This is a genomic window from Virgibacillus sp. JSM 102003 (genome assembly GCF_041949995.1).
GTDB lineage: Bacteria > Bacillota > Bacilli > Bacillales > Amphibacillaceae > Lentibacillus.
The window spans coordinates 13118-25075 of the sequence record NZ_JBHFQH010000023.1 but is presented as its reverse complement, the minus strand read 5'-3'; the positions used below and the strand labels follow the sequence as shown (position 1 = coordinate 25075).

Here is an 11958-nt window from a genome sequence, read left to right as displayed (position 1 = left end):
TAACGGAATGAGGATCCGAAACAAGCCTCTAAATGAGGAAATTTCAACAAATAACGGAACGAGGATTCATCAACCTAATTTCTTTAATAAAACTTTGTAAGCGGACACCAGTATGTCCGCTTACAGCTAGATTCAATGCCTAATAAAAGCGGAATCTGTTTACTTAATATACTTTATCCCCATTAAAAATAGAATTCTTCACAATAACATAGTCTACATTTCGAATTGCCTGCAATTTGCTTCCTCCAGCATAAGAAATGGCTGATTGAAGATCCTGCTCCATTTCAATCAATGTATCTTTAAGTGAACCTTTATGCTCCACATACATTTTCTTGCCTTCCACATTTTTCTTTTCACCTTTTTGAAACTCTGAAGCAGAACCAAAGTATTCCTTAATGAACTTTCCATCTTTTTCAATTGTTTCACCTGGAGATTCCTCATGTCCAGCAAACAATGAGCCAATCATGACCATAGAGGCACCGAATCTAATTGATTTAGCTATATCACCATGAGTACGAATGCCACCATCCGCAATTATCGGTTTACTTGCTGCCTTTGCACACCATCTTATTGCTGCTAATTGCCACCCGCCGGTTCCAAATCCGGTTTTTACCTTTGTTATACATACCTTCCCTGGGCCAATCCCAACTTTTGTTGCATCCGCGCCAGCATGCTCCAGTTCTCTTACCGCTTCTGGAGTACCGACATTTCCAGCAATAACAAAACTTTCTGGTAGTTTTTGTTTAATATGCTCAATCATTTGAATGACTGCATTGGAATGTCCATGTGCAATATCAATTGTGATGAATTGTGGTGTAAGCTGTTCATCAGCTAAATACTGGATGAAATCATACTCTTCAGCTTTTACCCCTACACTAATAGATGCAATTAATCCACGTGAAATCATATCTTTAATAAAAGCGACACGTGTCTCAGGTTCAAAGCGATGCATGATATAAAAGTAGCCATTTTCCGCTAAGGATAGTGCAATCTTTTCATCTATTATGGTTTGCATATTCGCTGGAACCACAGGCATTTTAAAAGTGTACCCACCTAGGCTTACAGTTGTATCACATTCGGACCTGCTATTTACCACACATTTTGCGGGAATTAATTGAATATCTTCATAATCAAATGCATTTTCCACAGTAACACCTCTTAAAAACGAATGTTTTATTTATAATTTAAATTAATGTTCGTACATTATGTAATTTACATCATTATTTGCATTATGTCAAAGAATTTTGCAACTATTTATGTAAATAGTCCTATTCAACGAACCCAATCAAAACGTTTTTGAATAAAAAGCAGAATTTATTCTCATCCTAAATCTTGAGGTGACCATATGTTAAATCGATCAATGATAACGGCGTTAATAGGTATAGGTGCCGCTCAATTCCTGAAGGTACCACTGAAATATTTAGAAGAAGGTACATGGGATTGGACGAGGCTGATTGGTTCCGGCGATATGCCAAGTTCCCACTCTTCAGCAGTTACAGCTCTTACCACTTATGTAGGACTTAAAAAAGGTGTTCCTTCAATTGAATTCGGCGTCAGCAGTATTTTTGGGCTGATTGTCGTTTATGATGCCATGGGAATCCGCAGACAAACTGGTGAAATCGCCATGGAAGTAAACATACTAAACGAACAATTAGAAAGATTTGCAAATGAGCATCCTGGTATTTATCACAAAGAACGAAAGAAAAAATTGGAAGAATTGCTTGGGCACATGCCAATTGAGGTAGCTGGCGGTGCGCTATTAGGGATTGTTATAGGATCTATTAGTTATCAAACAGAAAAGAACTGAAGCGCAATTGATACATATCAATGGTCTACATGAAATGAACTTAGCCTATTATCCAAGCTCATGTTTTGTTTAAAAAAGCTTTAAGGGCCATGAAATTATTCTTTTGAGTGCAGACGGTATGGAATAGTCTCATGTTACACATATTAACATCGATTAAAAATTTTGGAGGTTTTAAAATGGGAGTATTATCAACATCGCCAATAAACATGGATAATTGTATTCAAGCATGCCTTAATTGCGCCCGAGCCTGCGAGGAATGCACAACCGCTTGCCTACAAGAACCAGATGTTCAAGCTAGAATCAGATGTATTCAGACGTTGGTTGATTGTGCTGAAACTTGTTTTCAATCAGCAGCTTTAATGTCTCGAAACAGTACATTCGCCAGTCAGCACTGCCAGATTTGCGCGACTATTTGTGAGGCATGCGCAGTCGAGTGTGAAAAATTTACGGACGACCATTGCCAGGAGTGTGCAAAAATTTGCCGTGAATGCGCGGAATCATGCAGGAATATGGCTACTTCTTAATATATTATCCTCACTTTTAAGTGGAGGTTTTCTTAATAAAACGAATGGGTATTATGACTATCAGTTGTCACACCAATACTGGAAAATACATTATAAAAAGGCAATCTCTTGTCAATAAAAGAATTGCCTTTTTACAATTTATAAGATTTTGCTTAAAAATGATTGTGTTCGTGGATTTTGAGGGTTATCAAAAATTTGCTGCGGATCTCCCTCTTCCATAATTATTCCTTCATCCATAAATAACACACGGTCCCCCACTTCTCTGGCAAATCCCATCTCATGCGTTACGACAACCATTGTCATCCCTTCTTCTGCTAAATCTTTCATTACCTCAAGCACATCGCCAACAAGTTCAGGGTCAAGAGCAGATGTAGGCTCATCAAACAGCATAACTTTAGGATTCATTGCAAGAGACCTGGCAATTGCCACACGTTGCTTTTGTCCACCTGAAAGGCTGTCAGGATAATCATCTGCTTTATCTGATAATCCTACTTTTTCAAGAAGTGAAAGTGCGACATCTTTTGCTTCGTTTTCGGTTAGATTTTTTACTCTGATAGGACCAAGCGTAATATTTTCTAATACCGTTTTATGAGGGAATAAGTTGAAGTGCTGAAAAACCATTCCCACTTGAGAGCGTATTTCATTTATATTAACGTTTGGATCTGTTAATTTGTCTCCGTCAATCGTAATTTCGCCTGCAGTTATATCCTCAAGAAGGTTGATACATCTAAGAAATGTACTTTTCCCGGAACCTGACGGCCCAACTACGCACACAACCTCACTCTCATCAACTTTAGCATCAATTCCTTTTAAAACCTCTAAGTCACCGAACGATTTGTGTAAATCTTCTACTGTAATCATTTATACATCCAGCTTCCTTTCCAGTCTGTTCAAATATAGTGCTGTTGGCACCGTTATACATAAGTAAAGTAAACAAACCATAACTAATGTTTCAAAAATTTCAAAGGTTGTATTGTAGTACTCTTTAGCCATAAACACGACATCATGTACTACGATAACCGAAAATACAGATGTATCCTTTAAGCTGATAATAAATTGGTTTCCAAGAGGTGGAATCATTCGTTTAAATGCTTGTGGCCAAATAATGTACCGCATCGTTTGGTTTTCCGTCAGTCCCATTGAGCGTCCTGCTTCATGCTGCCCTTTGTCAATTGAATAAACAGCACCACGAACAATTTCAGCAATATATGCACCAGCATTGACAGCTATTGCAATAACACCAGCTGTAAACGACGTAATGTTCAAGCCTATTAAATCCTCGGAAACACCATAATAAAGAAATAGTGCTTGAGCCAGAATTGGTGTCCCACGAACGACCTCAACATAAACCGACCAGAACCCTCTTATTATTTTGTTTTTAGAAAGTTTACCCAAGCCAGCTAACGACCCAATAATCATACCTATAAACAAACCGATAACTGTAATCATTACTGTTATTTTTAGGCCATTTAATAAGAAAGGCAAACTTTGAACATATGCTGATTCCATAAACGTAGTATAAATCATTCTGTATCTCTCTCCTTAATAAAACAGCGTAACAAGCAATTACTTGTTACGCTTGATTTGTAGTCTGCACAGTTGACTATTCTAATTCTGGTGGTTCTGTTCCAAACCACTTCTTATAAATTTCTGCATATGTTCCATTTTCTTTCACTGCCGCTAACCCTTCATTTACCGATTCTACAAGGTCAGATCCTTCTGGTAACGCAATACCATATGGCTGACCTTCCATTACTTTACCAACTGTTTTTAATTTATCTGGAGCATTTTCCTTAATATAATACTTCACATTTGGTAAATCATATAAAACGGCATCAAGACGGCCTCTTTCCAAGTCCATATAGGCTGTTACAATCTCTGGATAAGCTTCAACTTCTGCATCCGTATTAGCCTTTAAATAGTCATTACTTGTTGACCCTTGACGTGACCCAACTTTTAATCCATCTACATCCTCGATTGATTCAATATCAGAATCCGCAGGGACTGCAAGGATTAAACCGGAATCATAATATTTGTCAGAGAAATCGATGAACTCCTCACGTTCCTCCGTAATAGAAATACCAGCAATACCTATATCATTTTTTCCTGTTCTCATTGATGCAAGCAACCCATCAAACGCCATCGTTTCAAATTCTACATTAAAGCCAGATTCTTCAGCGATAGCTCTCATCAATTCAATATCGAAGCCTTCCATTTCACCAGTGTCGGGATTCTTATATTCAAATGGCTGAAAGTTGGAATCCGTAGCGACAGAATAAGTCTTTCCCTCTCCGTCACCATCTCCACTTGTCTCACTTGAGCCACAGGCGGCAAGTAAGCTGATTGAAATAATTGCAATAAATAATAACGTTAGTTTCTTTTTCACGTTAACTATTCCCCCTTATTAATATTATTTATATTGTATTTTTATATATTCTCATAGTATTCACACTTTTCAAATTCCTATTTAGGGCTGTATACCTATAAAAAATGTTATATTTCAGACTCTTACAAATTTAGTGTTTAATAGTGTACAATAGCTCTGATATACTCAATTTAACTATAATACATGCCATAGTTTATAGATTTCATACAATATTTGGAAGGGAATTTCTAGTTACCGAAAAAAACTTTACGCCAATTTCCCCTTAAAAACCTTTAATTCCTCGATAAACTTATTAAATTCAGGGATATTCATCTGTTGAGCTGAATCAGATAATGCAACAGCAGGATCTGGATGAACTTCAGCCATAATGGCATCTGCTCCGATTGCCAATGCCGCTTTTGCTGCTGGAAATAGTAAATCTTTTCTTCCTGTAGAATGTGTTACATCAACTACAACGGGTAAATGGGTTTCTTTTTTCAAAATAGGGACAGCTGAGATATCTAAGGTATTTCTTGTTGCTTTTTCGTATGTTCGAATACCACGTTCACATAAAATGATTTGATCATTCCCTTGTGAAATAATGTATTCTGCTGCATTAATAAATTCCTGAATTGTTGCAGAAAGCCCTCTTTTCAGCAATACAGGCTTATTGACTCTTCCTACTGTTTTCAGTAATTCAAAATTTTGCATGTTACGGGCACCTACTTGAATAACATCAACATAATCCAATGCTTCTTCTACATCATGTGGGGTAAGAATTTCACTTACCACCGACATGCCTACTTCGTCAGCAACTTTTCTTAAAATATGCAGACCTTCTAACCCCATACCTTGAAAATCATATGGAGAGGTACGTGGCTTGAACGCGCCTCCTCTCATTAAAGTAAGGCCTTGTTCCTTCATTGCTAAGGCAACTTCTTTAACCTGATCATAGCCTTCAACAGCACATGGCCCCATAATAAAACCTTGCTCTCCATTTCCGATTTTCTGGCCATTAACATCTACAATTGTGTCTTCAGGACGCGCTTTTCGTGAGACTAGTAATGCCTTCTTATGGTCATCTTCCTGCAGCTCTAAACTTGCTTTAAAAATCTCCTTAAAAATATGTTGTATAGTTGATCTTTCAAACGGCCCGTCGTGGTGCTCATTAATTAAATCAAGTGATTGACGTTCACGAACAGGATCAAAGCGTACTGTGCCTTGTTTCTCCTTATGCTGGCCAATCTCTTGCACAACTTCAGCTCGTTGGTTCAATAATGTTAGAATTTCCAAGTTGATCTCATCAATTTTGTTACGTAGCTCATTTAATTCGTTTGTAGACATAGGTTAATTCCTCCTGATTTCATTATTATTTTTGACTCATTACATAAACTGTCAACCTGCTTCCGGTTCTCCAGAAGCATCACCTCCTTAAATGAATAAAAAATCGCCCACTGCCGTCATAGAACGACAGGGACGATTTCACACGCGGTACCACCCATATTGTGAACAAAATTGTTCACCTCTTAAAATTGTTAACGATCATATGACCGTCTTCCCCTTCGCAAAGAAAAATTCCTTACTACGAGAAAGAAACTCCAGGATTGTAATTCATGCTTATCTGTGACTGATTTCCACCACCATCAGCTCTCTTATAACAGGGAGATAAGACACTACTTTTTTCCTTTCATTGCCTTTAGCATTATGCAATTATAGAACAAAAGCGCTAACGCGCCTAATCACGTCCCAGGTGAGAATTATTCACTTGGGGCGTTTCTCGCTTCTATCATTGTGCCGTTACAGTGAGGACAATGTAATTCGACTTCCTCCCCTTTATTTAGATCCACACTAAATTCACCTACGATAAATCCAGGGACTTTATCAGTTCCTTTACAATCCAGGCATCGAAATAGGACAATCTCCTCTATTTCCTCATTTAAACCTAATGGATCATCATCCTCTAACCATTTATCAAATTCATTATTATCCTGTTTGTTGGACAAGGCCATACTCCCTCCATTTCTTTACATCTTCTGTATCTTCCATATAATGATAAATCCATCCATAATCACTATGCCATATCCCTACAAGATCCATTTGCCTTTGGCAATGAGGACATTGAAAAGGATCATGTTCAAATGATTCAATCATACGTTGACGATAAGTTTTCTTCTTACGCTTTGTTTCTAATAATAATGCAATTTGTTTGGTTCGCATGAACGCATGAAGGCTTAATATTTGTTGTGCCTTGTGATGAGCTCTTCTACTGTACAATCCATACCTTCCAACCATTCGAAAATGTTTTGGTGGGATGTGTTGGAGTAGCTCAAATAAAAATCTATAGACACGGGCTTTTTTATCTACTCGTTTTCCTGTATGATGATCTTCATACCAATAATGAACCGTTTCTCCGTCATATGCTTCAATACGATACTCAGCAATTGCTGGACGTGCTAAATATCGACCTATGTATCTTGCGACACCATTGGCATTTTTTATTTTCTTTTCAGCATTCACATAAAAACCATTTGGATACCCTCTGTACAAGTCATCTATAAGTTCATTGACTTTTCGGTTTCCAGGAAACCATTTTTTTAATAAATCTAAGACAACTTTTTGCCATGACTTCCTCAGGTACTCATATGGGATATACCCACTAGATCTCCATTCATTTTGATTATCCAGTGCTCCTTCTGTAACTAAAGCATGTACATGTGGATTGAACTTGAGGTCACGACCAAACGTATGGATTACCGTGATAATACCTGAGCGTAATCCTCTTTTATTACTCCGATGATAGTTATGGTATTGAAACACCTCTGCAACTTGTTTACTTAATTCTTTAAGTTTGTTGCGATCCTCATAGAATATGTTTCTTAATTGCTGAGGAATGGTGAATACCATGTGGCGATGCTGAACATCGAAAATCATTTCCTGTTGTTTATCTGACCATTCATCTGTATATTTTTTTCCACACCGATGACAAAATCGGCTTTTACATGTGAAACACACAAATTTCGGCGAAGGATTCCCATCACAGCCTAAACATTCATAACGAGCATATCCCATATCTCGTGTCCCGCAACGAATTGTTTTCTCAACTGTTTCTTTTATATCACCACGATAGCTTTCAGGAAATCGGTCATAGTGAAACTCCCAAAAGCCTGCAAAATGATCTTTTAGAATTTGTTTAATTACACCAGTACCTTTTTTCGCCATCTTCTTTCTCTCCAAATAGTTGATGAATGCATTGTATCACAGAGAAAGTTATCCACAACCGCGGAATTCTATAATTTCCTAGACAAGAACAAAAGCGCAAGCGCCTGTTCAGCGCCGTATGGACTGGACTGACCCGTGTGAGATAAAGGATACACGAAGAGCGCAAGCGATTCGATGTTGACTTATCGTAGACACGGGGAGGGAAGTCCACTAGGCGCTGTAGCTGGACGCCGCTGATTCGGAAGTCCAGTTATCCATAGTACCTAAATTTTATAATTTCCTATTAAACTAAAAAGTCCCTACTGGTCAGTTAATAACCAGTAGGGACGATTGATATCGCGGTACCACCCTAGTTGTGATAGACTTACGCTTCACCACTTAAATTGTTAACGGCCAATCCACCGTCTTTTCCTTCATAAGAATATGACCCTTACTACGAAAAAGAAGCTCAAGGACTGTAATTCATGATTATCTTTGACTGATTTTCACCACCATCAGTTCTCTAGAACAGGGAGATAAATCACTAATAAATTCCTATCGTTGCTAAATTATATTAATTGATTTTTGTTAAAATTATATTTTCATAATTATATGCTAAAATTCAGTCATTTGTCAACGCTTTTGTTAAAAAATTAAATTTGTTTGTTGCCACTTTTCTACCGATCGCATTCGATTATATTTATAGAAGATACTATATCCATAATTCACAGCAAATAAGTTTATAAATTAACTCGTAAAATGATAGAATTATTTTTTGAAAGAAGGAAACAAGGAGTGACATATATGCAAAAGACCATCCGAACTATTAATGATGATGACTTTCAACACGTAGAAGCGATGGACACAGGGATTGAAGATGATTATATAAAACGTGTTTTTAATAGACTCATAACTGGAAGTAATCGTTTATATGGGTTATTCCTCGGTGATCAAATGGTTAGTTTGGGAGGGAGCTCTATTTATGCCAGCCGTTATGTAATGTTAGGCAGATTAAGAACAGATCGTCGGTATATAGGCAATGGCTTTTCAACTGAATTAATGACTCATATGATGAATAAAGCATTTCAAATTAACGGAATAAAATGGGTTGGTGCGAATACACAGGAGTTTAATAAGCCTGCGCGACGTGTAATGGAAAGAATCGGATTAACGCCGTTTATTCCACAGCATGCTGCTCAAACGAAGGATACTTTAGTATTGGAAACAGGTTCAGAATTATGGACACAAGTTACAGATGTCCAACAAAAAAGAGAGTGGCTTAATAAAATGTATAGTAATTCAACATCAATCTTCCCATACGAATGCTATTATTCATTTCCTGTTTCAAAAGATTTATTTCAAGAACGTGACTTAAGGAAATGGTCTTTTTATGAAAATAATCTAAAAACCCGTGCACTTATCACTAAAACAGATCAAAAAAAACATCATTATTTACATGCTATCTACCCGTGGAATGACATTACCTCACAGGAAGGTTTATGGGAGACAATTTCAAACGATTACAAGCAATTACGAAATCAGACAGGAGAAGAAACATTTATATGGATGGATCTTACAAAGGAGCAGGTAAATAACCTCCCTAAAAATCACCAATTCACATTACCTTCTCCGTGGATCTTGCATGGCATTGATAAATCAGATTGGGAAAGGGTTCAGGCTCTTGATTAGGTCTAAACTCACCTAATAAAGACTGAACACAATTCAAGATGTTCAGTCTTATTATTAAATAACGATATTAAAATGCAGCAGTCCAGCCTCCATCAGCTGTTACAACGGTTCCATTTACAAAACTAGATTCATCAGAAGCTAAAAACAGTGCCACTTGTGCAATTTCTTCCGGTTGACCCGACCTAGGCATTACTGCGTGTGCAAGCTGAGCACGGCTTGCTCCGAACTCACTAATATTTTTCATACTGGATGCAATGTTTGTTTCTACACCACCCGGCGCTATAGCGTTACAACGAATACCTTTCTCTGCATACATGAATCCTGTATTCTTCGTTAAACCAACGACTGCATGTTTTGAGGCACCGTAAATAGCACCAGCATGAGCGCCATTTAGCCCGCCAGTGGATGCGGTATTAATGATGACACCTTTTTCTTTTTCTAAGAAGATTGGAAGCGCTTTACGTGTTGCCCGCATAACACCTTTTGTATTGATATCAAAAATCAAATCCCATCTTTCATCAGTAACTTCACCGACTGGCTCCATTCCATCCATTATTCCAGCATTATTAACAAGAATATCTAGCGTCCCATACTCACTTACTGCTGTATCAATCATATTTTCAATGTCTGCAAGTTCTGCTACGTTTACTTTTACTGCCTTAGCTGTTCCACCATTATTAGTAATCTGCTCCGTAACTTTTTCAGCTCCTTCCAGATTAAGATCAGCCAATATAACTTTAGCTCCCTCTTTTGCATAGAGCTCTGCTATTGATTTTCCCATTCCGGAAGCTGCCCCTGTTACAACTGCGACTTTTCCATCTAATTTCATAACTGTTCCTCCTTGTAATTTAATAGTTAGGAATACGTATTGAAAACGCAAACCCCTTTACTGTATATGTTTAGTATACTATAACTTTAGTATACAAATTACACGATATTCAGAATAAACTACTTAACTACCACTATTAATTCAATAGATTATTTAATCAATTTAGAAATTTCCATGTTTAATGACCACTCCCTTACCTAACATTCGACTATACTATTATAAACAGGTTAGGAGGCTTCTTATGGGAAAATATAAAATAATAGTTGAAACAACTGGCAAGAAGAATAGTGCACAACAGCGATATAACTTAATTACAAGAAATAAAATTAATGCTGATATTAAAACTTATAAAACTGATGGCGGTGAGCTTTATAGTGTAGAAGTAGGACCATATACAGGAAAAAAGCAAATTCTTCAGGACGTTGATAAGATTAAAAGCTTAGGAATAACAAATGCCTTTATAACCGGAGCATAGTATGTTATCCCTAACATAATATCATTCATTAAAAAGGCAATCTTCTGGTATAAGTAGAAAATTGCTTTTTTATTTTTACATATGACGCAAATAAAGATGTTCACACATTTGTCTCAGTTTCTCCACAAAAAATGGATATTTAACAATTACAATTAGCACTGTAGTAAATAAACTTAATGTTTGAGGAGGATCTATTATGAAAAAAGGATTATTAGCAGTATTGGCTCTTGGACTTATCCTATTTCTTGCAGCATGTGGTGGAAGTGACTCAGGTGAATCCAGCAGCGGGGATGACAGTTCTTCAGCATCAGCTGCAAGTAATGAACTTAATATAACTGCATCGAATTTTGAATTTGATAAAGATAAATACACCGTTACTGCAGGTGAGGAAGTTGCAGTTTCTCTTACAAATGAAGAAGGTATGCACGGGATTACAATTGACGAATTTGATGTGAAAATTGAGGGTGAAGGCGAAGCAACTTTCACACCTGAAGAACCAGGTGAATACACAATCATTTGCAACATTCCTTGTGGTGAAGGTCACGCCGACATGCAAACAACATTAGTTGTAGAATAAAAGAGGTAATGAGAAGCTGTTCTAGTAGAATAGCTTCTTATTTTTCACATAAACGAAGGAGAACAACTATGTATAAAAAAACAATTGGAATTGGCCTGGTTTTAGTCATTGGTCTTACGCTTGTATTATACGTTAATATATCATCTGGAAAAGATACTGCCGGAGATAATCTGACACAGGAAGAAGTAGAAAGTGGACTGGACTTACAGAAGAACGGAGCCGATGGAACCTATACTGTCAACCTTATTTCCGGAGATTTTGGTGATGAATCAATGGGAATAGTACTTAATGATACTGATTGCACACCGGACGAGGCAGCCATCAGTCGTTGCCATAATGATATTAAACTAGCAGACTCAAACAAAAAAGTCACCATTGTTAACCCCCATAACATGAAAAACAACCGTTGCTTGAGACCAGGTGAAACAGTTCATTTATCAAGAAATCAAAATGGTAAGGTAACAGTTAAATTGATGGAATTGTAATTAAGTAAA

14 protein-coding genes and 2 other annotated features are annotated in these 11958 nt (G+C 37.1%); of the genes, 6 read left to right on the top strand and 8 right to left on the bottom strand.

What is annotated here, in order from left to right; genetic code table 11:
- Nucleotides 1-163: 163 nt before the first annotated feature.
- The gene (gene guaC / locus ACE1TG_RS18565; RefSeq protein WP_375053903.1) at nt 164-1147 is read right to left on the bottom strand and encodes a GMP reductase; all 984 of its coding nucleotides are present in this window, start codon (nt 1145-1147) and stop codon (nt 164-166) included.
- Nucleotides 1148-1345: 198 nt separating this feature from the next.
- Between guaC and ACE1TG_RS18560 the strand changes: the two genes are divergently transcribed.
- Both ACE1TG_RS18560 and ACE1TG_RS18555 read left to right on the top strand, forming a co-directional pair.
- Entirely contained in the window at nt 1346-1807 is a 462-nt protein-coding gene (locus ACE1TG_RS18560) for a divergent PAP2 family protein (RefSeq protein WP_375053902.1), read from the top strand.
- Nucleotides 1808-1938: 131 nt separating this feature from the next.
- On the top strand, nt 1939-2331 hold the full coding sequence (locus ACE1TG_RS18555; RefSeq protein WP_375053901.1) for a four-helix bundle copper-binding protein: 393 nt from the start codon (nt 1939-1941) through the stop codon (nt 2329-2331).
- A 138-nt stretch (nt 2332-2469) separates the two neighbouring features.
- Here the strand turns inward: ACE1TG_RS18555 and ACE1TG_RS18550 are convergent, their stop codons facing one another.
- The 6 genes from ACE1TG_RS18550 to ACE1TG_RS18525 form a co-directional block, all read right to left on the bottom strand.
- Complete coding sequence (locus ACE1TG_RS18550) at nt 2470-3192, bottom strand: amino acid ABC transporter ATP-binding protein (RefSeq protein ID WP_375053900.1); 723 nt, start codon at nt 3190-3192, stop codon at nt 2470-2472.
- Nucleotides 3193-3858 (bottom strand): amino acid ABC transporter permease, encoded by a 666-nt coding sequence (locus tag ACE1TG_RS18545; RefSeq protein WP_375053899.1) that lies wholly within the window; start codon nt 3856-3858, stop codon nt 3193-3195. It lies immediately after the preceding gene.
- 76 nt (nt 3859-3934) lie between these two features.
- Nucleotides 3935-4717: a transporter substrate-binding domain-containing protein gene (locus tag ACE1TG_RS18540; protein WP_375053898.1), complete on the bottom strand. Its 783-nt coding sequence runs from the start codon at nt 4715-4717 to the stop codon at nt 3935-3937.
- Between the two features lie 246 nt (nt 4718-4963).
- Entirely contained in the window at nt 4964-6040 is a 1077-nt protein-coding gene (locus tag ACE1TG_RS18535; RefSeq protein ID WP_375053897.1) for a bifunctional 3-deoxy-7-phosphoheptulonate synthase/chorismate mutase, read from the bottom strand.
- 125 nt (nt 6041-6165) lie between these two features.
- Nucleotides 6166-6396, bottom strand: a binding site (T-box leader).
- 57 nt (nt 6397-6453) lie between these two features.
- A complete protein-coding gene (locus tag ACE1TG_RS18530; RefSeq protein ID WP_375053896.1) occupies nt 6454-6705 on the bottom strand; it encodes a hypothetical protein in 252 nt (83 codons plus the stop codon).
- Nucleotides 6680-7915, bottom strand: a complete 1236-nt coding sequence (locus tag ACE1TG_RS18525) for an IS91 family transposase (protein WP_375053895.1) — start codon at nt 7913-7915, stop codon at nt 6680-6682. Before ACE1TG_RS18525 ends, ACE1TG_RS18530 begins: the two co-directional genes overlap by 26 nt.
- Before the next feature lie 319 nt (nt 7916-8234).
- Nucleotides 8235-8465: a binding site (T-box leader), on the bottom strand.
- A gap of 233 nt (nt 8466-8698) precedes the next feature.
- On the opposite strand from ACE1TG_RS18525, the gene ACE1TG_RS18520 reads away from it, so the two are divergent.
- Complete coding sequence (locus ACE1TG_RS18520; RefSeq protein ID WP_375053894.1) at nt 8699-9583, top strand: GNAT family N-acetyltransferase; 885 nt, start codon at nt 8699-8701, stop codon at nt 9581-9583.
- Nucleotides 9584-9650: 67 nt separating this feature from the next.
- Here the strand turns inward: ACE1TG_RS18520 and ACE1TG_RS18515 are convergent, their stop codons facing one another.
- On the bottom strand, nt 9651-10412 hold the full coding sequence (locus ACE1TG_RS18515; RefSeq protein WP_375053893.1) for an SDR family oxidoreductase: 762 nt from the start codon (nt 10410-10412) through the stop codon (nt 9651-9653).
- Between the two features lie 241 nt (nt 10413-10653).
- Between ACE1TG_RS18515 and ACE1TG_RS18510 the strand changes: the two genes are divergently transcribed.
- The 3 genes from ACE1TG_RS18510 (at nt 10654) to ACE1TG_RS18500 (ending at nt 11949) form a co-directional block, all read left to right on the top strand.
- Complete coding sequence (locus tag ACE1TG_RS18510) at nt 10654-10887, top strand: SPOR domain-containing protein (RefSeq protein WP_375053892.1); 234 nt, start codon at nt 10654-10656, stop codon at nt 10885-10887.
- A 196-nt stretch (nt 10888-11083) separates the two neighbouring features.
- Nucleotides 11084-11464: a cupredoxin domain-containing protein gene (locus tag ACE1TG_RS18505; protein ID WP_375053891.1), complete on the top strand. Its 381-nt coding sequence runs from the start codon at nt 11084-11086 to the stop codon at nt 11462-11464.
- A 68-nt stretch (nt 11465-11532) separates the two neighbouring features.
- Nucleotides 11533-11949 carry a hypothetical protein gene (locus ACE1TG_RS18500; RefSeq protein ID WP_375053890.1) on the top strand — a complete coding sequence of 139 codons (417 nt, stop codon included), beginning with the start codon at nt 11533-11535 and terminating at the stop codon, nt 11947-11949.
- Nucleotides 11950-11958: the final 9 nt, after the last annotated feature.